This is a genomic window from Streptomyces sp. Ac-502 (assembly GCF_045222935.1).
In the GTDB taxonomy this organism is placed as follows: domain Bacteria; phylum Actinomycetota; class Actinomycetes; order Streptomycetales; family Streptomycetaceae; genus Streptomyces; species Streptomyces monomycini.
The window spans coordinates 1,960,537-1,977,765 of the sequence record NZ_JBHFFO010000001.1; the positions used below are offsets into that span (position 1 = coordinate 1,960,537).

A 17,229-nucleotide genomic window follows, 5' to 3' on the forward strand; every position below is an offset into this window, starting at 1 on the left:
AGCTTGCGATGACGGCCCCGCGGCCGGAAGCCGTCGCCCTCGCCTCCCGCTTCGCGGGCCAGACCCACCCGGCCCGGCACATCGGCGAAGCATGCCGGACAGCGCTGCGCGGCGCGTATTCGGTGGGACTCACACTGGCGGCGGACGCCGCCCTGGCCCAACGCGTCTCACTGTGCGCCGCCGGCCCGCTGGCCGCCCGCGGCGAAGCACTGCAGATCAACCTCGGAGAAGGCCCCTGCGTCCAGGCCCTGAGCCAGCGCGCGCAAGTACGCGCCGACACCCTCGACGACCCCGGCATCACACGGCACTGGCCCGTCTATGCCCAGCAGGCGATGGCTCACGATATCCGCGCGGTCTTCGCCCTGCCCGTCCTCAACGGGCCCGCCCCGGCACGGCAGGCCGGACTCGTCCTCTCGCTCTACCGCGACCGGCCCGGCCCGATCTCCGAGGCGGACCTGCGCACCGCCCAGGACCACACGGACGCCGCCGACCTCCTGCTCCTGACCACCCCCGTGCCCACCGAGGACGACCTCGCCCACGCCTGGCTCCTGCCCACCGAAGCCGTCGTCCACCAGGCCACCGGCATGATCAGCTACCGCCACACCCTCACCACCGGCCAGGCCCTGGCCCTGCTCCGCGCCCACGCTTACACCCAGGAAACAGACCTGACCACCCTCGCCCACGCCATCGTCCACGACCACCTCACCCTCCCCGACACCCCCGACCCCCCACCGGCATGAGTGCCCGGCTGGCCGTGAGCTCGGCTGTCGCAGCGTGAGTGGTGTCCAGCCGTCCGAGCTGCTGGCTGCTCTCGGACCCAGTCCCGCCCGAACTCGGGCGGGACTTTTTCTTTCACCTGGCACAGACGGTTTGGCCGTTGCCTCATGTGACCGTTGGCCGCTTCTGCAACGGCACGGCGTGCTGTGCGTCTGCGCTGAACTGGGCACGCTGGATCTCATGCATATCGGTGGCCACGCTCGCGCGACCTCGCACGTGAGCTTCCCGCCCTGGTCGTAGCCGAACTCCTTTCAGCCGTACGGATTTTGATGCCTCTCTCCGCTCCCGGTCCGCTGGGCCCGGGGCTACCCTCACATCAGGACGTCGACGTTCCAGACCCCGACGGCGCGTTGCTGCTGAGCGCACATCCCTGCCGGGGCCCCGGCCCGCACCGCCCCCGTCCCGGCCCGGTCGCCCGGAACCGGAGGCGCCATGCCCCTGCCCGATCTGAACGTTTACCGGCACGACAAGCGAAGCCGTGCGCTGATCACTCTGTCCGGTGAGATCGACCTGGCGACGGCGCCTCTGGTCAGCGCGTCCCTGCGGGAGTGCCTGTACGGGGGGATACGCACCATCGACGTCGACCTGACCGCCGTCACCTTCTGTGATGTGAGCGGCCTCAACGCCTTCCTGCACGCCGCCGCGCAGGCCACCCGGAGAGGCGGAACCCTGCGACTGCATCACCCGCCGCTCGCGCTGCGACGCATCCTCACGCCCAGTGACACCGCCCTGCTGCTGAGCGGCATTCCTGCAAGTCACCGCGAGAGCACACCGGCGCCATCATGGCCCCCTGGTGCACCGTGACGGGCCCCGGGCCGGTCCGCCTGCAACCTCGACAGGCCGAGGCACTCCGGGAAGACCTGGCGCTCGGGCTCCGCGACCGGCGAGACGCACCCCCGCGGGACGGCCCTCCTTCGCCGCCACGCGAACTCCGTCCGGCGCCCGGGCTGCTCCAAAGTGGTCGCCGAGACGATCCCCCTGGTGGGCTGCGACCACGCAGCCACCAGTACGGCGCCCCGCGCAGCCGCCCTCATCTACGACCTCACCGCCCTGCTGGCGACTTTTCCCGTCGGCGGCGTCGGGCACCCCCACACCAGCGGCCCCCGTCCACAAGAGCACGCATGATCTCGTCACCGGACGAGGCCGCGGACCGCCTCCCGCAACCCGCGCCCCCCCCCGAAGCGACAGTCGCCACACCACGAGACGAGGACCACCATGACCATGGGACGAGCCATCAGGAACACAGCACAGACAGCCAAAGGCAGGATCAAGGAGGCTCTCGGCCGAACCACCCAGAACAGGCAGACACAGCGCGAAGGCAGGACGGATCGCTCGATGGGGAGCCTGAAGCAAGCCGCGGCCAAGGCCAGGAAAGCATTCAAGCGTTAACCGGTACGGAGTTGCCCCGGGGAAACCGCTCCCGCGCCGCGGTCCCGTTGTCGCGTGCACCGGCGGCAGGCACGGGAATGTTCACTCCGTACTCGACGGCCACCCCCAGGTCCACAGAGGCCCGGCGCCTACCGACCTCGTTCTCGCCCCCACGGCCCGTGCTCGACCCGTCACCGGGGCCTTCTCCCGTATCGCATCGAAAGTCCGGTGGCCGACACGAGTCCTCTGCCCGCATGACGCGATGCCCGGGAAACAGCGGAGACCCCACGGGAGCAGGACGGCGCCTGGGTTCGCTCCGGTGTGGGCTGCCGGTGCGGTCGTTTCCTGCCCAGGCCACGGCATTGCTGAGCAGGCGTGAGTTGTGCACAGGGGAGACGCCGGGTCGGCGCCGCTGCGGTCCGCGGCTCCGTCCAGCGACGAGGAGTCATCAGGCTCATGCGGCACTCCCCCGCTGGTCGTCCTGCGTCTGACCGGCGTGCTTCCGGGCGTGCGCCTCGTACCGGCGTACGCGCTCGGTCAGGGGCGGCGGGCTCTCGTCCAGGCCGCTGGCGGACCCGCTGGCCAGGCGGGCGCACACGCCCCGGCAGGCCAGGGTGGACCCCTCAGCGCTGCGGGAGACCACCAGGGCGTCCGCGGTCGGTGCGCTCCGGTAGTCGATGCCGCAGATGACGCAGGTCAGACCGAAGAGCATCTCTTCGGTCGGTGCCGAACGGCTGTTGCAGCGGCTGTAGATGGAGGACTGCGAATACATCGCTCCCACGTCCTCGGGAGCCGACGGGCCCCCGGGCTTGCCGTTCGCCGAGAGCGACACCGAAAGGGATGACGGCATACGAGATACGCCCGGTACTGCCACCGTACTCCGGTACCCGACCGGTTCGGACCACCGTACCCAGCACGACGCGGCCCACACGACCACCTCGGCTGCAGCCGGGAGAGCGGACGGGCGAATGTCGTTACCGTGCCGGCCGCCGCTCCCCCAGCGCCGCGGCGCACGACCGGCGCCTCGCCACCCGTACCGATCGGTGTCCGTGTGCTGTTCCGCGTCCGGCCGTTGACACCGTTCATCCCTCTCCGGCGCCTGCAACAGCTGCCCGGCGGGGCAGACACCGGCAGGGCACCCGAAAGGAAAGGGCGCCGGAGCCCGCGGCCGACCCTCCACGGGCACGCCGGGCCCCGCTCCGGCACCACCACCGACGCGCCCTGTACGGAGATTGCTCCGCGGGCGGACCGGGCGTCGTGCCCCGCGCCGCCCCGCCTGTCCGGCCGGAGCGGCCGATGACGCCGGCGCCCGGACACCGCGCGCCGCGTGGGTCACTTGCGGCAGTGGTCGAGGCGGGCGGGGCTGGGCCAGCGGACGTCGGTGGCCCAGCCAAGGCGTTCGAAGGTCAGCGCGCCGTGCAGGGTGCCGCCGACGCCCCAGCCGGCGGCGAAGGGCAGGGCGAGGCTGAGGACGCACAGGGCGGGGAAGGCACGGGAGACGGCGCGCAGCCCGCGGTCGGCGAGCAGGTCGGGGGCGTAGCGTTCGGCGGGGACCGTGAGGCTGGTTTCGCGGTGGAAGAGCCAGCCGACGTGGGCGTGGGCCAGACCGCGCAGCTGCCCGCGCAGGCTGGTGCCGTAGCGGAACGGTGAGGGGTTCCTCGGCCTGGTCGGATCGGAGGGGTCCGGTGCGGCCGGGGGCTCGGGCCTGCAAGACCGGGGGTTCAGAATGGCGGGAGGCGGCGTTCCGTGCCGCCGCGGGGCCGTCAGCCGGCCGTGGTGTGTGTGCCGAGGCCCCGCCCGCCTCCGCCGCCCGTGCGGGAGGCATCCGCCATGAGGCGGCCGGCCCGCTCCGCCGGGGTGTCGGGCGGTATGACCAGCAGGTCACACCGGCCGGTGCCGAGGGAGAGCAGGCATACGGTGTGCCGGTGCCCCATCCCGGCGGACCGGCTGATGTGGATCACCCGGCGGCCGAGCACCAGACGGTGGGGGCCGGCGTTCCACATCGAGGCGTCGACGGTGACCCGCGTGATACGGCCCCAGCGGGAGGCCAACGCATCCAGCAGGGGCGGCAGTTCGGCGGCCAGGTGGCGGGTGCGCGGCCACCACGCGCCGTCGATGCGGTGCAAGCCGGTGCCCTGAGGGAGCAGGGCGAACCGGGCAGGAAGAGACCGTTGCGGGGCGCTCGGGGGCACACTGATGATGGTCATCGGGTCGGCATGTCTCCGGACGGTCCGTCCGGGGTGGTGGGTACGGACCGCCGCGGAACGGCGTTCGCGAGTTCGTCGTGGTGGGGCCGGCCGGCGGCCGGCCACGGCCGGGGCGGCTCCCCGGCACCAGGGGTACGGGTGGTGTCGAGCGTGAGGTGGAGCCTGGTACCGCCGTCGGACGCGTCGGCGGGGTAACTGCGCTGCTCCGCGGCGCCATAGCGGTCGCGCAGCGTCTGGGCAACCAGCCGGGCCGCCTCGGGCGACGCCGCCACGATGCGGACCTCGGCGAGGCCCGGCCCGGGCAACGGCTCCCCGGCCGCCGCGGCGGCCCCCGGCCGAGGGGTGGTGCGCTCGGGGCGGCCGGACAGCGGGCGTCGGTATGTCATGAGTGGTCCTTCCGGGCCGCGCGGGGGGCCGGAGCCGTGCGGGCGGCTCCGGCCTCGCTCTCCCGCCCGGCCGCGTCGTCGGCGGGGCCGGACAGCGTGTTCCACGTACCCGCCCGGCGGGCGGCCGGAACCGCTGACGGCCCGACCGTTTCCATCAGACCGCTCGCCGTACGTGTGTTGTGCGGGTCGGCCGCGGCCCGCATCAGCTCCGCCGCCCGGTCAGAGGCGGTCGCGGGCGGCACGATCAGCAGGTCCCAGCGCCCCACGGTGCAGGAGGCGAGGAACAGCTCGTGCGGGTCCTGTTCGGCCGCGAACATGCCGACCCTCACCACATGGCCGTCGACGGGCACCTTGCTCGAAATCACCGGCCAGTGGGAGGGATTCACCGTGATGCGGGTGATCCGGCCCCACAGTGGGCCCAATGGCGCGGCCAGAGCGGGCAGTTCACTTCCCAGGTCACGGGAACAGGACCACCAGGCACCGTCCAGCGGGCCATCGCAGCGGTCCGCCGGCGTCAGGGAAAGCCTGACCGTTCGCCGGCCGGAAGAGAGGGTCGTCGGTTCGGCGAGCACCGTCATGGCTCGGTCCACCTGAGAGGCACCACGACGGGCAGTTCGCCTGCGTCGTCCGCCACAGGTCATCGTTCTCCGAGAACGACGTCGGCATCTGGGCCGGTGTACGAAATACTCTCGGTGGTACCCAGTTTACTCCGTGCGGTGGACGAGCGGCCTGAGCGGCGTGCATCGCCTTGCTCACACCCCCGTTCCCACGCCTCTCGCGCCGGTCCGGCGCAAGAGCCGTGGGAACGGGCCGTCGTCGCAAGCCGCAAGAGCCCCGCCGCCTCGCCAACGCCGCGAGGATGGCCCCCAAGGCCCTGCGCCGGCTCGCCAAGGACTACGTCCTGTATCACAACGCCGGGCAGTCAAGCGTCGCTTCGGTGTCCACGCGACCTGGTCCAGGGCCGCGTACGTGCTGTCATGGACCACCGATGCAGCCCGTCCAGGGACAGATATGACAGCGAGTTGACCGGGACGGTCGCCAGCGGGGCATCGGTCAGTTCGAACAACGCGTCCGCTCGCCGGGCCAGCCAGAAGGGGTTCCGTCAGGTGATGCGTCGATAGCGGATGAGGGAGCAGCCGATGGTGATGCGGTGAGGAAGTGCTCTGGTGCTCGCTCGTGGCGGCGGTGCAGCCGGCGAGTTCCGCAGTCGGCTGTTGGTGTGCTCGTCCACCAACAGCCGAAGAATTTGCGAGTAGTTTCACCCTTTCCGCCCGGCTCACCCGCGTCACTCAGCCTACTCAACGGAAGTCTCCGTGAGGACTGGCCACCCGTACCCCTGCCCCTCATAGCTAGTGCGCTCCTGAGGAGAATCTGGGGGCATCGGCTCCTCCGCCCGCCCTCAGATCAGATCCCGCATCTTCCGGACGCGGCTGCTCCACAGGGCCAGCGGGGCCAGGAAGGCGAAGGCGAACATCGTCCACATGGCGCCTCGGTTGCCCAGTGCGGTGGCCATGGCTCCGGCCGTCAGGGCGCCGACGGGGATGGCTCCCCAGGAGACGAAGCGTACGGTGGCCATGACGCGGGGCAGCAGTTCCATGCTGGTCACTGTCTGTCGGTGTGTACGGGTGAGGATGCTCATGACCACTGCCGCGGCCCCGAAGCCCAGGTTGCCCGCGGCGAAGAGCAGCAGGCCCCAACCACCTTGTGCGAGCGGCAGGAACAGAACGAACACGGGCCCGGCGGCCGTGACGTACAGAAGAGTCCGGGCGCTGCCCAGCCGGTTCGCCATGCGCGTGGTGAGGGCCGCTCCGAACAGGCTGCCCAGGCCTTCGGTGGCGATCAGGAGGCCGACGAGGCTCGCGGGGGCGTGCAGCGTTCGTACGAGGAAGATGGGCGTGAGTGCCATCAGGCCGCCCAGGATGAAGTTGACCAGGGTCGCGGCTGCCACGCAGGGGCGGATCACCGCATGGTGGGCGATGAAATGCCAGCCCTCCTTGATGAGTTCCAGCGTCGACTCGCGCTTCACCGGCGCGGTCGTGCAGGCGGGTCTGGGCAGGCTCCACAGGAGGAGCGCGGAGACGACGTAGCTGACGGCGTCGAGGAGAAGGCTGAGCGCCGAGCCGCAAAACTGTACGAGCACGCCGCCGATGGACGGCCCGCCGAGCTGAGTCGCCGAAGTGGAGGCGGAGGTGAGGCTGTTGCGTACCGTCAGCTCGCCCTTGCTGACGATCGCGGGCAGGAACGTCGAGTTGCCGACGTCGAACACCACGGTCGCCAGGCCGACGATCAGCGCGACGACCACGAGTTGGGCCAGATGCAGCACGCCCAGCGCGTAGGCCACCGGCACCGAGACGATGGCGGCTGCCCTGACGAGGTCCATCACCAACTGGGTGCCGCGCAGCGGAGGCGCTGCACGATGACGCCGGCGGGCAGGCCGATCGCGATCCAGGCGGCGTACTGGGCGGCCGGCAGCAGGCTCACCTCGAACGCCGAGGCGTGCAGCACACTGACGGCCAGCAGCGGCAGGGCGACCGTGGTGACCGCGTCACCGACCTGACTGACCGTGGACGCTGTCCAGTAGCGCCAGAAGACGGAAGCGTTGCCGCGGCTGGCGGCGGCGGTGCCGGCGGGCGCGGGCGGAGCCGTCACGTCCGCCGGCTCGGCGTCCTCCCGCTGCGCCGTCATCGTATGCCCGCTTCCGTACCCGGGGGCCTGCGGCGCGACCGGCCGAACTCGCGCATTCGTGTTGCCTCCTGGCGGTACGTCGACGGTCTAGGGTACTCATCCGGCTACCGGGACCAGCGTTCGGTCTCGCCGAAGAAATCCGGAATCTCCACTGCCGTGCAGCCGTCCTTCGCCGAGGTGTACACATGCATGCCCACCGCGAGGTCGAGGACCCCGAGGCCGAACGGCGAGAAGATCCGGGGCTTGTCGCGCCCGAGCCGTACCTCGCCGGTCAGCACACCGGCGAGCGTGCCGTCGACGAAATCGTGATGTCCGAACTTCTGCTGCGCAAGATGCGGTGAGGTGTTCGCGGTGAGGCAGTGGTCGATATCGTCCAGTATGTTGTGGGAACTCGCTATGACGTCCGGACCGATGTCGCGCAGCGATACGTTGAGGACGTTCTGCCCCGGCGCGAAGGCGGCCTCCTCGACGACATAGGGCTCCGCGGCCGTGGTGGCGAAGACCACGACGTCCGCGCCGTCGACCGCCTTGGCCAGCTCCGTCTCCACGGAAGCGGTCATGCCGAGTTCCCCGATGTAGCCGGCCAGCTTGGCCGCGTAGTCGAGGACCGTGTCGTGGACGGCGAACTGGCCGGTGTCCCACCCGGCAGCCTGGAAGAACTCGACGATGTTGCGGGCGATGATGCCCGCGCCGACGACGGCGATCTTCCTGGCCGTGGTTCCGCCCTGCAGCGCCTCGGCACCGAGGACCGCCGAGGCAGCCGTCCGTGCGGCGCTGATCTGCGACGCTTCGAGGCAGGCGAAGGGATAGCCGGTCTCGTAGTCGTTCAACAGCAACGCGGCAGAGGCGCGCGGCACATTGCGGGAGACGTTGTCCGGGAAGCTGGCGATCCACTTGATACCCGCCACACCCTGCTCGCCCCCCACGTACGCGGGAAGGGCGATGATGCGGGAGTTCGGCTTCTCGGGGAACCGCAGGAAGTAACTGTTGGGATTGACTGTCCGTCCCTCATAGTGCAGCAGATAGGTGTGCCGTACCTGCCGGATGATGTCCACCCTGGAACGGGAAATGATGCGACGGGCCTCCGAGCCGGTCACCACATGAAAAGAAAACATCTAGCTCATCTCCCTGTCTGGTCGGCGAGTTCGCCGATGGAAACAGTTTCCGGGCCGAACTTGCGGGTTACCCAGTCATCGTTGTAGACGGTATGCGTATAACGGTCCCCGAAGTCCGGCGAGAGCGCCACCACCCGGGAACCCTCGGGTATTTCCGGGGCCGCGTGCGCCACGGCGGCCGGGACGTCCCAGATCAGACGGGGGCGCAGTGCCTCGGGGACCGCGGCCACCAGCTCGATGAGGCGGTGGTCCAGGAAGGGAACCCGGGCCTCGATGCCGTTACCCGCGGCCGACCGGTCTTCGTGCCAGTAGTCGTACTGCTGCACGTCACGGCACTTTCAGCGGAACAGCGCCCCGTACGGCTCGTGCGCCGGGTGCCCGGCGGTCTCGCGCAGCACCTCGGGCCTCACCAGCGACGGGCTCGGCACATCCCACCAAGCACCCAGTTCGGGGCTGCGGTACTGGTCGCGGCGGACCGCCATGCGCTGGAGGTTGCCCATGAAGTCGGGCCACTCACCGCCTCCGGCGCTTCCACCTTGAGATCATGGTCACCGAACGGGACCCTGTCCTCGTCGAGTTCAACCCCCGCGTCATGGGTGGCGGTCTGCCCACCGCGTACCACCTCGCCACCGGGCAGGAGGTCTACGCCGCCCTGCTGGCCATCCTTGCCGGGTCCGACGACTTCCCCGCGCCGCCCCCACGGGTCGACTGCACGGCGGTCCGCGTCGTCATACCCCGCGAGGCCGGCCGGCTCAGCCCCGACGCCACCCTCGCACCCCTGGTCCAGCACCCCTCCGTCAAAGAGATCATCGGCTTCGGCGAGAACCACACCGGCCCCGGCAGCGAGGTGGCCCGGGGCCAGGCCCTTGCCCGGTTCATCGTCCAGGAAGCCGACCAGGCGGCCCTGGAGCGCACCTCCGAGCACTTGCTCAGGCGCCTGGAACCGCTGCTCGGCGTCCCCTTGATGGCCGGCCGCTACTCCCCCGGGCAGCCAGTTCCGCGAGCGGGCGGGCGATGACATGTCACGGACGTCAAGCTCCGGACCGATCGCGGATGACGTACCGGGCCCCTGCCACAGAACACTTCTCGGAATGCCCCCGCAATTCGCGAACGACGAACGCGGGCACAACCACAAGGCGCGCAACAGTTCCTGCCGGAAGAGCGGAACTGAAACGTCCACGAAATTCCGGCATCTCCTCGTAGAAGCTCACCGAGGTCAATTGCCGCACTTTCGAAGAGCGCCTTGTGTAATGAGGCTGGGGCGCCGTTTGTAGCAGCAGGGGGCGGCGGTACGGCACGCAGCCCTGCCGGGCGCCCCGCCAACCAACTCTCACCTGCGGCCGGTTGCGAAGATACCGACCCGACACCGGATCGGACAAGCCGAGCCATGACGCGGCGGCAATTGTTTATCGAGTAACAATTTCATTGGTCCGGTCCAACCGTCCGACATCATCGGTGGCGTTTCCCCGGGTGCGTAAGTCATGGCATGATCACGCAGATCCGTTTCCGCGAATCATCGCGACCGTCCCGTTGGCGTGAGGCGCCGCTCACGAAGTCAACTCCGTCGTAGCGCGCCTCCCCACCTCACGTCCCCCAGGGCCCACCTTGCGCAAGCTCACCAAGCAGGCACTCATACCTGCGATGACCACCATCTCCCTGCTGGCAGCGGGCTGTTCGTCGGCCGGCGCCGGCAGCGCCGACAGTGCTGCCGGTCCCGCCGACGCCGCCGGTCCCGGCAGCAGCAGCGGAACAGCCGCCACCCCGGCCGTCGAGCTGGACGCCGCACCCGACCGGACCAACGGCAGCAGCGCCGGCGACCGGCGGCGACTGCCGGTCACCCCGGCTCCGGCGCCGTCCGCTTCGGCCGGGGCCACCGCCGTGGCGCGCCCGTCCCGCGACGGGCGCGCGGCGCACAAGTCCTCGCTCCGGATCGCCTCGTACGACCGGCGCAGCGGGCGCGCGGTCATCGCCGGACTGGCGGATTCCCCGAAGAAGCCCCCGGCCGCCCCCTCTCCATCCTCTCCCGCCCCCTCCTCCCCGACGCCTTCCTCCCCTGCCCCCTCCTCCGGTTCCGAGGGGCCCGGGCAGACCGCCAAGTCCGAAGCTCCCGGGAAGAACTCGGCGGTGGCCGTTGGTGACGTCATCGCCGGCGCGCCTGCTCCCGGCGCTCCCAGCGGCGTGCTGGCCAAGGTCACCAAGGTGCTGAGCACGACGCGCGAGGGCACGGAGGTCAACACCGCCCCGGCCACGCTCGACGCGCTGCTGGGAAAAGGCGAGGCAGACGGGAAGGTGCCCGTCGATCCGGCAGGCATTTCGGTCAAACCTCTGGTCAAGGGCGTGAAGGTGTCCTGGGCGAAAAACGGTGGGCACCGGTTCGGTCCGCACGGCGCCACGTTGCCCCTGGGCAGTCTGCGCCTGGACGTCGGCGCGTCGGTGGCCACCGCCGAAGGGGCTCCAGCCGGTGCCGCCGCCTCGGTCTCCGGCTTCGTCCAGCTCTCCCCGCAGGTGGAGTTCGGCTACAACGGCCACCGCACGCACGCGGACTCCGACGTCGCCGGCACCGGTACGGCTCCCGAGGGCGCGCACGTCGGGCTGTCCGGTGACTGGTCCTCCCAGTGGCAGTTCAAGGGCCAGGCCGCCGCGTCGACCGGGAAGGACAAGCCGCTGCGGCTGCCGTTCGCCAAGCTGCACGCGGATCCCGTCATCCAGGTCGGCCCGGTACCCGTCGTCGTCAACCTCGACCTCACCTGCTACCTCGCGGTGGAGGCCGACGGCAGGGTCAGTGTCGACGTCAGGCAGGACCTCAAGGGCGGCTTCCGGGTCGGCGGCAGCTACACATGGGCCAAGGGCTGGAAGCCGGTCAACGAATCCAGTCTGACCTCCACCCCGGTGCAGGCCACCGTGACGGCATCGGGCCAGGTCAAGGCCGCACTCGGAGCCGAAGCAAGCGTCGGCCTGTACGGCATGGCCGGTGTGAGCGCCGACCTCGCTCCGTACCTGCGCGGCGAAGGCAGCGCCGTCATCACCGGTTCGTCCGACGGGAAGGGCTCCGCGACGGCCGACTGGAAGGTCTTCGGAGGGCTGGACCTGTCGGGCTCGCTCCAGACCCAGCTGACGGTCTTCGGCACCCCGCTCTTCCAGAAGCGCATTCCCCTGGGCACCCTGCACCGGGAGTGGCAGCTCGCCGCCGGCCGTCTCTCGACCGCCGCCAGGCAGCCGCACGCGGGCTGAGACGCGGTTCAGTACGCGGCTCATCGAGTCTGTACGCGGCTCATCGAGGGATACGAACTGCCGTGGCTCCGGTTGGACCCCTTTTTGTCTGGCACATTTTGTCTGGCACAGGCGGAGATACCAAGGCCGGCGATGTGGGGCAGGCAAGGCACGGTGGCCCCGGGCCGAGTCGGCCGGGTCGGCGTCCGGGCCGTCCCGCGTCGGGACGGGTTCCGCGACGGTGACACCCGGTGGAGCGGCACCAGTACGGGGCCGGGGCGGCCGGATCCACACCTGTGCTGTACACCCTGCTGTACGGTCGGAGCATGTCGAAGCCAGTGACCGTCCAGGTCCCTGAAGAACTCCATGCCCAGTTGCGGGAGCGGGCCGAGGCCAAGGACACCACGGTGACCGCGCTGATCGCCGAGGCCGCAAGCCACTCGGTCCGTGACCCGCGCCTGGAAGGCGCCGCGGAAGCCTTCCGGCATTTCGTCGCCCGGGCCGCCGACGCCTTCGACGCCGCGTTCCCCGGCGACGCTCCCGGTCGTCCGGACACCACCGGCATTCCGGGGCGGGCGGCCTGAGGTGGGGTTGCACATCGACATCCGCTGGCTGCTGGAGCGGCAGGCGGAGGTGCTGCCCAAGCACCCCTCGGTCCACGACTTCTCCGGCCTGGTGGCCGCGGTCGCCCGCCACCGCGTCAACACGCCGCAGATCGGCGCCGTAGCCGACAATGCCTGGCGCGCGGCCACCCTCATGCATGCCATCATCCGGCTGCGCCCCCTGCCGGCCCGCAACGCCCTGTACGGTGCCGCCGTCGCCGTGGCCTACATGGACGCCGCGGGCGAGGGCATCGACCCGCCGTACGGCGCGCTGATCGACCTCGCCCGGGACATCGAGGCCGGCCGTGCCGACGGCTACGATGCGGCCGATCGCCTCCGCACCTGGCGCCTCTGACCACCGGCCCATGCGGCCCGCAACCCTGGCGGTCACTGAGCGACGCTCAGAGAAGTTCACGAGCTTCCCTTCCCCGACCCGTACGGGCCACAGGCGTTCCCCTTGGTAGCAGTAGTGACTCTGGGGAAGGACACCGGAAACTGGTCGAGGTGGGCGGCCCGCCCCTGCCGGGTGCCCGGACGGGCAACCGCGCCGCGGCGCGCCGACACCGTCGTACGCCGTGACGGCCGTGAACCGCTCGGGCTCGGTGCGGCGATCGGCATGATGATGACCGAGCACTTGTTGATCACCACCGCTGCCAGCCTCGGGTGGAGGAAGGTCGCACAAGGCCGCCCCTTGCAGCCCACGCGGGCCCTGCACGATCTTTCTGGGAGGACACCGCCCTCGAAAGCGCCGGCTCATATCCGCAGGAAGGGGCCGGTTCACGTCACCGACCTGCCGCTCTATCGCGTCGGGTAAGGAGAGGCCTATCCGACGCCATGCCGCCGGCGGGCACGGAATTGCCTCGTGGCGGCACCTCGGGCACACACCCCGCTCACGGCAACTTCTCTTCCACGCCTTGCGGGCCGCGCAGATGCGGCTCCAGCGCATCACCGCCCACACCAGACACAGCTCGCAGCTGCGTGCGCTCTCGCCCGACACTGTCATCACCCGCTCCTGTCATCAGCTCGGCGGCAGCGAGCGCGGACCGCCGGCCCCGCGGGTACGCGGCACGGGCCGCACCGGCCCCGAGCCCGCCTCCGTGGCGCCGACTGCCCGTTCGGTCGACTCCGGCATCCCCTGCGCGCCGGCGAGCGGTTCGGCCTGGAGCAGGTCGGCGACCGTGCACTGCGACGCCGCGCAGATCATGTCCAGGTCCTCCAGGCGGACCGTGACCGGCTTGCCGCCCCACAGCGCGGCGACCTTGCTCAGCGAGGGACAGAACCCGACCTGCTGGAACGCGGCCAGCACCTCGGTCGGTCGCCACAGGTCCCGCTGGGCAGCCACCATCCTCAAATTCCACTTCACCTCAGACTCCCCTTGTCCATCACCAGTCGTTGCGCCGCCCGCGAGCTGGCGGCCAGGTTCACCGCCTCCGGATCGGCCTGCGCGGTCGCTAATGGTGGGGTCGGGTATCGGAACTCTCGGAATGGGTGGGCTTACCCGTCGAGGTATCGGTGTCTGGTGTCGGCTGGTGACGTGAAGAGCTGGCCTTCACGGACCTGCCATTCGCTCGTTCCGTCGCCTTCGTGGCTGACGAGGAACAGTCCTTGGACGAGGTCTCCGTCGTCGTCGGAAGCGGGGATCCGAGCGATCTCCTTGACCTGATCGATGAACCAGTCCAGGGCCGACTCGTGGATGTCAGCTCCGTAGAAGATGTAGTGGGTCCAGTTGGTGTGCTGGCGCGGTGAGCCCCAACCGTTGGAGTAGTGGTGGTCTTCATGAGACGTGATGACTTCGCGGATGGCGGCGAGTTGTGTCTCGTCGCACTCCAGCCATCCTCTGATTGAGACGTACACGCCCATGAGTCGTTCCCTCTGTCTTCAGTTCTGATCTGCCAGCCGTCGACTGACGTCGGCTGCGTAGGTGACCCAGTCGCCGGCGGCGGCTCTCTGCCATTTCATCAGGGCCGGCGGACCAGGACGGCGCTGATGCGGGAGGCGCCGGCGACCCGGGTGGTGGCGGCCGGCGCGCCGAAGATGCCGGTCAGCAGCCTTCGCCATGGTCACGACCAGTGGCAGGCGTGACTCCGATGCCGTGGTGTCCGGCCACGGAGCCTCCGCGAAAACCTGTTGGCGGAACCACGGCGGTCACTGCTACTTTTCCGGAGGCCGTGCGAGAGAACGAGGAGGTGGTACCCGTGAACGCAGTAACGACATGGGTGCTTCCCTCCGGGGTCACGGTCGGGCGATAGGTCGTCCGGGAGCGCCGCTCTGAGCCCTCCCGAAAGGCACGACCATGCAATTCACTTCTGAACAACGTCTCGACGGCAGTGTCCTCGAGCGCGAATTCACCCTCGGTGAGATCCCCGGCATCCTGTGGACGGCCGCATCCGCGTCCGCACCGGCGCCGCTGATCCTGCTCAGTCCTCCTCCTCTCGGGCTGCGCAAGGCGTATCCCCGACTGGTGGCCCGGGCCCGTCATGCCGCGGCGGCCGGCTTCGCCACGGCCACCATCGAACTCCCCGGAAGCGGCGACCGGCCCCGGTGGCCCGCCGCCGAGCAGGCCCTCGCCGGCCTGCGCCGGGCGATGGAGGCCGGCGGGCCGGTCACCGACGAGATCATCGGCGCTCTCATCCTCCCCCTGGTCGACAAGTCGGTCCCGGAATGGCAGGCCGCCCTGGACGCCCTGCTCGCGCTGCCCGAGATCGGCGGCCCGGTCGGGTACTCGGGGGAGTGATCTCCATCGGCACCCGGCTGGCGGTGGTCGAGCCGCGCATCTCGGCCGCCGTTCTGTTCGCCGGGAGCTTCGTCCCCCGGGCCATGTTCGCGGAGGCCCGCCAGGTCACCATTCCGCTGCACGTCCTGCTGCAGTGGGACGACGAGGGGAACGACCGGCAGGCGGCCCTGGACCTGTTCGACGCCTTCGGCTCCGAGGAGAAGACCCTGCACGCCAACATGGGCGGGCACACCGGCGTCCCGCAGTTCGCAGGGGATGAAGCGGGGCGATTTCTCGCCCGGCACCTGAAGTGACGCCGGGCCGTCAAGCCATCAGCAGACGGTAAGCCGTACCGACCTGGATGCTGCATCCAGGTCCAGGTCCCTTGGCCCGGCTCTCTGCAGCGCGGGCCCCTGCCAGACTCTCGGCAGGGGCCCGCGCTGCCCGAAGCCATGAACTGCTCGACGTCTGCAGAGCTTCGCGTGCCTGCGCGGCGAGCCACCGGCCGTACAGCACGCTGACGCGTGCGCGATGGCGCTGTAGTGGACCTCGGGCAGGTGCTCGGGCAGTGTCACCGCAAGGAGGGCCTCCACGATGTCGTCGACCTCCACGACGGGGACGTCGTACCGTCGCGCCAGTGCCCGCCCGACACCGGTCTTCCCCATCCCCGACGACGAGCACCCGCCAGTCGGGAAGACTCCTCAACTCACCCGTACCGTCCACACGGGCAGAGTACGGCAGCCGCGCGCGCTGCCCGGAAGGGGCAGAGCGCGGATGGCGTGATCGGCAGGGCGGCGGGCGTCACAGCTGGGGCGTACGGCGTGCCCGAGACGTCGGGGCGGGTGTGGGCGGCGGTGTACAGGGCCAGGAGCCGGGCCGGCCGGTTCACCGATGCCCGGGGCCGGCAGCCTTTCCGTCTTACCCCTTCACGCGTGTTTGCCCGGACAACCGGCTGTCGATCGTGATCACGACGGGATCCCCTTCATCGTGGTAGGCGCTGCTGAGGACCCGGGCGGTCGCGTAGTAGACCTGGGCGGCCATGGCCCAGTCGGCGTAGGCGGCCAGTTCCTCGCTGACCTCGCCGTCCGGCCTGTGCACGGATACCTTCGCCACGCGGTAGAGAGCCAGGAGCATGGCGACCAGCGACCGGCCGGAGAGAACCGCGGCCACCAGGCCGTTCGCGCGTTCTTCGAGGGTGGGGGTGCGAAAGTGCGGGTGGCTGCCCACCTGTGCCGCCACGAATTCCCAGGTGTCCCGGTGGCAGACCAGGGTGGCCGACGCGACCCTGCCGGCCCGCATGATCGCCCAGACCCTGCCCGCCCGGGTGAGCGGACTCGGCTCCTTCACCGAATCGCTGGCACCCTGCTCGCTGGCCTCCAGTGCCGCGTGGGCAACGTCGTAGTCTCCTTCTTCGCGGCCATCGGCTTCGGGCGCGGACTGCTCAGCTTCAGGTGGGAGCTGATCGGCTTTGTCCTCGTCGGCCGAGGGGGCGTCGGAGCCCGTGGAGACTCCCGGCTCGTCGCCTCCAGATGAGGTGTCCGCAGAAAGCTTCGCGGCAGCAGGTTCCGTCTGCGGTGCCGGCTCATGGGCCGGTGCCTGCTGCTGCTCGGACAGGACAACAGACTCCGGCTCGTGCCCGGTGCTGGTACCGGTCTGCCCCGGGCACGGGTCTTCTGCCGAAGCGGCGGCCGCCGGCACCTGTGCCGGTGCCATGGCCTGCAGAGTCTCCAGGATCGTGACGACGTCCTCACGCAGACCTTCGAGCCCGTGGTGCAGCCGGTCGACGTCCCGGCGCAGCTCGGCCACCGCAGCAGCGGCTTCACTGGCCCGCCTGCCCGCGTTGTGGGAGCTGGTCCGGGTCTCGTGCTGCGACGCTTTCACGTCGGCGAGGGTGGTCTCACGCAGCCCTGCGATCTCGGTGGCGAAGGCGGCCCGAAGGTCCCGCTCCAGGTCGTTGACCCTGGTGCCCAGGCCGTCGATCGACCTCTTCATCTCGTTCTTCGTGTCGATCACGATCGTCACGATGTCGTCCCTGCGCGGCAAGAAAGCCCCCACCCGAAGCACGTAGTCGGATAACTGCACTGTGTGGTCTGGCTTGGCGGCAGGTGTTCGTATGGCGGCTTCCTGAACTTGGCTGGACGCAACTCGGCGCGGCGGTTCCGAGAC

At 70.3% G+C, this 17,229-nt stretch carries 20 protein-coding genes and 1 pseudogene; 9 read left to right on the plus strand and 12 right to left on the minus strand.

What is annotated here, in order from left to right:
• The first annotated feature begins 8 nt into the window (after positions 1–8).
• From ACEXOX_RS08825 to ACEXOX_RS08840, 4 genes are all read left to right on the plus strand, one after another.
• Positions 9–740 carry an ANTAR domain-containing protein gene (locus ACEXOX_RS08825; protein ID WP_406519849.1) on the plus strand — a complete coding sequence of 244 codons (732 nt, stop codon included), beginning with the start codon at positions 9–11 and terminating at the stop codon, positions 738–740.
• A gap of 469 nt (positions 741–1,209) precedes the next feature.
• Positions 1,210–1,581, plus strand: a complete 372-nt coding sequence (locus ACEXOX_RS08830; RefSeq protein ID WP_406519850.1) for an STAS domain-containing protein — start codon at positions 1,210–1,212, stop codon at positions 1,579–1,581.
• A 177-nt stretch (positions 1,582–1,758) separates the two neighbouring features.
• The gene (locus tag ACEXOX_RS08835) at positions 1,759–1,902 is read left to right on the plus strand and encodes a hypothetical protein (RefSeq protein ID WP_406519851.1); all 144 of its coding nucleotides are present in this window, start codon (positions 1,759–1,761) and stop codon (positions 1,900–1,902) included.
• Positions 1,903–1,998: 96 nt separating this feature from the next.
• The gene (locus ACEXOX_RS08840) at positions 1,999–2,166 is read left to right on the plus strand and encodes a CsbD family protein (RefSeq protein WP_406518927.1); all 168 of its coding nucleotides are present in this window, start codon (positions 1,999–2,001) and stop codon (positions 2,164–2,166) included.
• Positions 2,167–2,599: 433 nt separating this feature from the next.
• On the opposite strand, the gene ACEXOX_RS08845 is transcribed toward ACEXOX_RS08840, so the two are convergent.
• The 9 genes from ACEXOX_RS08845 to ACEXOX_RS08885 all read right to left on the minus strand — a co-directional run bounded on the left by ACEXOX_RS08845 (position 2,600) and on the right by ACEXOX_RS08885 (position 9,020).
• Positions 2,600–2,917, minus strand: a complete 318-nt coding sequence (locus ACEXOX_RS08845) for a hypothetical protein (RefSeq protein ID WP_406519852.1) — start codon at positions 2,915–2,917, stop codon at positions 2,600–2,602.
• 991 nt (positions 2,918–3,908) lie between these two features.
• Complete coding sequence (locus ACEXOX_RS08850; RefSeq protein ID WP_406519853.1) at positions 3,909–4,352, minus strand: DUF5994 family protein; 444 nt, start codon at positions 4,350–4,352, stop codon at positions 3,909–3,911.
• Complete coding sequence (locus ACEXOX_RS08855) at positions 4,349–4,738, minus strand: hypothetical protein (protein ID WP_406519854.1); 390 nt, start codon at positions 4,736–4,738, stop codon at positions 4,349–4,351. Before ACEXOX_RS08855 ends, ACEXOX_RS08850 begins: the two co-directional genes overlap by 4 nt.
• Complete coding sequence (locus ACEXOX_RS08860; protein WP_406519855.1) at positions 4,735–5,379, minus strand: DUF5994 family protein; 645 nt, start codon at positions 5,377–5,379, stop codon at positions 4,735–4,737. The genes ACEXOX_RS08855 and ACEXOX_RS08860 overlap by 4 nt, the downstream gene beginning before the upstream one ends.
• Before the next feature lie 758 nt (positions 5,380–6,137).
• Entirely contained in the window at positions 6,138–7,118 is a 981-nt protein-coding gene (locus ACEXOX_RS08865) for an MFS transporter (RefSeq protein WP_406519856.1), read from the minus strand.
• A complete protein-coding gene (locus ACEXOX_RS08870) occupies positions 7,118–7,423 on the minus strand; it encodes a hypothetical protein (RefSeq protein ID WP_406519857.1) in 306 nt (101 codons plus the stop codon). Before ACEXOX_RS08870 ends, ACEXOX_RS08865 begins: the two co-directional genes overlap by 1 nt.
• Before the next feature lie 104 nt (positions 7,424–7,527).
• Entirely contained in the window at positions 7,528–8,538 is a 1,011-nt protein-coding gene (sbnB, locus tag ACEXOX_RS08875) for a 2,3-diaminopropionate biosynthesis protein SbnB (RefSeq protein WP_406519858.1), read from the minus strand.
• 5 nt (positions 8,539–8,543) lie between these two features.
• Positions 8,544–8,864 carry an asparagine synthase-related protein gene (locus ACEXOX_RS08880; RefSeq protein ID WP_406519859.1) on the minus strand — a complete coding sequence of 107 codons (321 nt, stop codon included), beginning with the start codon at positions 8,862–8,864 and terminating at the stop codon, positions 8,544–8,546.
• Positions 8,865–8,876: 12 nt separating this feature from the next.
• Positions 8,877–9,020 carry a hypothetical protein gene (locus ACEXOX_RS08885; RefSeq protein WP_406519860.1) on the minus strand — a complete coding sequence of 48 codons (144 nt, stop codon included), beginning with the start codon at positions 9,018–9,020 and terminating at the stop codon, positions 8,877–8,879.
• 62 nt (positions 9,021–9,082) lie between these two features.
• On the opposite strand from ACEXOX_RS08885, the gene ACEXOX_RS08890 reads away from it, so the two are divergent.
• The 4 genes from ACEXOX_RS08890 to ACEXOX_RS08905 all read left to right on the plus strand — a co-directional run bounded on the left by ACEXOX_RS08890 (position 9,083) and on the right by ACEXOX_RS08905 (position 12,705).
• The gene (locus ACEXOX_RS08890; protein ID WP_406519861.1) at positions 9,083–9,556 is read left to right on the plus strand and encodes a hypothetical protein; all 474 of its coding nucleotides are present in this window, start codon (positions 9,083–9,085) and stop codon (positions 9,554–9,556) included.
• A gap of 623 nt (positions 9,557–10,179) precedes the next feature.
• Positions 10,180–11,769 (plus strand): hypothetical protein, encoded by a 1,590-nt coding sequence (locus ACEXOX_RS08895; protein ID WP_406519862.1) that lies wholly within the window; start codon positions 10,180–10,182, stop codon positions 11,767–11,769.
• A 305-nt stretch (positions 11,770–12,074) separates the two neighbouring features.
• The gene (locus ACEXOX_RS08900; protein WP_406519863.1) at positions 12,075–12,332 is read left to right on the plus strand and encodes a hypothetical protein; all 258 of its coding nucleotides are present in this window, start codon (positions 12,075–12,077) and stop codon (positions 12,330–12,332) included.
• Position 12,333: 1 nt separating this feature from the next.
• Entirely contained in the window at positions 12,334–12,705 is a 372-nt protein-coding gene (locus ACEXOX_RS08905; RefSeq protein WP_406519864.1) for a toxin Doc, read from the plus strand.
• 663 nt (positions 12,706–13,368) lie between these two features.
• Here ACEXOX_RS08905 and ACEXOX_RS08910 read toward each other — a convergent pair.
• Together ACEXOX_RS08910 and ACEXOX_RS08915 are read right to left on the minus strand one after the other, a co-directional pair.
• Positions 13,369–13,695: a helix-turn-helix domain-containing protein gene (locus tag ACEXOX_RS08910; RefSeq protein ID WP_406519865.1), complete on the minus strand. Its 327-nt coding sequence runs from the start codon at positions 13,693–13,695 to the stop codon at positions 13,369–13,371.
• 149 nt (positions 13,696–13,844) lie between these two features.
• Positions 13,845–14,210, minus strand: coding sequence for a hypothetical protein (locus ACEXOX_RS08915; RefSeq protein WP_406519866.1), 366 nt, complete (start codon positions 14,208–14,210; stop codon positions 13,845–13,847).
• A gap of 433 nt (positions 14,211–14,643) precedes the next feature.
• On the opposite strand from ACEXOX_RS08915, the pseudogene ACEXOX_RS08920 reads away from it, so the two are divergent.
• A pseudogene (locus ACEXOX_RS08920) lies at positions 14,644–15,377 on the plus strand (alpha/beta hydrolase).
• 604 nt (positions 15,378–15,981) lie between these two features.
• Here ACEXOX_RS08920 and ACEXOX_RS08925 read toward each other — a convergent pair.
• Complete coding sequence (locus ACEXOX_RS08925) at positions 15,982–17,085, minus strand: hypothetical protein (RefSeq protein WP_406519867.1); 1,104 nt, start codon at positions 17,083–17,085, stop codon at positions 15,982–15,984.
• Positions 17,086–17,229: the final 144 nt, after the last annotated feature.

What these genes read in the sequence shown, in the direction of transcription:
- ACEXOX_RS08900 (WP_406519863.1), top strand. Translation starts at nt 12,075, where the DNA reads ATGTCGAAGCCAGTGACCGTCCAGGTCCCTGAAGAACTCCATGCCCAG.
- ACEXOX_RS08885 (WP_406519860.1), bottom strand. Translation starts at nt 9,020, where the DNA reads ATGGCGGTCCGCCGCGACCAGTACCGCAGCCCCGAACTGGGTGCTTGG.
- ACEXOX_RS08825 (WP_406519849.1), top strand. Translation starts at nt 9, where the DNA reads ATGACGGCCCCGCGGCCGGAAGCCGTCGCCCTCGCCTCCCGCTTCGCG.
- ACEXOX_RS08845 (WP_406519852.1), bottom strand. Translation starts at nt 2,917, where the DNA reads ATGTATTCGCAGTCCTCCATCTACAGCCGCTGCAACAGCCGTTCGGCA.
- ACEXOX_RS08850 (WP_406519853.1), bottom strand. Translation starts at nt 4,352, where the DNA reads ATGACCATCATCAGTGTGCCCCCGAGCGCCCCGCAACGGTCTCTTCCT.
- ACEXOX_RS08865 (WP_406519856.1), bottom strand. Translation starts at nt 7,118, where the DNA reads ATGGACCTCGTCAGGGCAGCCGCCATCGTCTCGGTGCCGGTGGCCTAC.
- ACEXOX_RS08915 (WP_406519866.1), bottom strand. Translation starts at nt 14,210, where the DNA reads ATGGGCGTGTACGTCTCAATCAGAGGATGGCTGGAGTGCGACGAGACA.
- sbnB (WP_406519858.1), bottom strand. Translation starts at nt 8,538, where the DNA reads ATGTTTTCTTTTCATGTGGTGACCGGCTCGGAGGCCCGTCGCATCATT.
- ACEXOX_RS08860 (WP_406519855.1), bottom strand. Translation starts at nt 5,379, where the DNA reads ATGACCTGTGGCGGACGACGCAGGCGAACTGCCCGTCGTGGTGCCTCT.
- ACEXOX_RS08830 (WP_406519850.1), top strand. Translation starts at nt 1,210, where the DNA reads ATGCCCCTGCCCGATCTGAACGTTTACCGGCACGACAAGCGAAGCCGT.
- ACEXOX_RS08890 (WP_406519861.1), top strand. Translation starts at nt 9,083, where the DNA reads ATGGTCACCGAACGGGACCCTGTCCTCGTCGAGTTCAACCCCCGCGTC.
- ACEXOX_RS08870 (WP_406519857.1), bottom strand. Translation starts at nt 7,423, where the DNA reads ATGACGGCGCAGCGGGAGGACGCCGAGCCGGCGGACGTGACGGCTCCG.
- ACEXOX_RS08855 (WP_406519854.1), bottom strand. Translation starts at nt 4,738, where the DNA reads ATGACATACCGACGCCCGCTGTCCGGCCGCCCCGAGCGCACCACCCCT.
- ACEXOX_RS08895 (WP_406519862.1), top strand. Translation starts at nt 10,180, where the DNA reads ATGACCACCATCTCCCTGCTGGCAGCGGGCTGTTCGTCGGCCGGCGCC.
- ACEXOX_RS08840 (WP_406518927.1), top strand. Translation starts at nt 1,999, where the DNA reads ATGGGACGAGCCATCAGGAACACAGCACAGACAGCCAAAGGCAGGATC.
- ACEXOX_RS08910 (WP_406519865.1), bottom strand. Translation starts at nt 13,695, where the DNA reads ATGGTGGCTGCCCAGCGGGACCTGTGGCGACCGACCGAGGTGCTGGCC.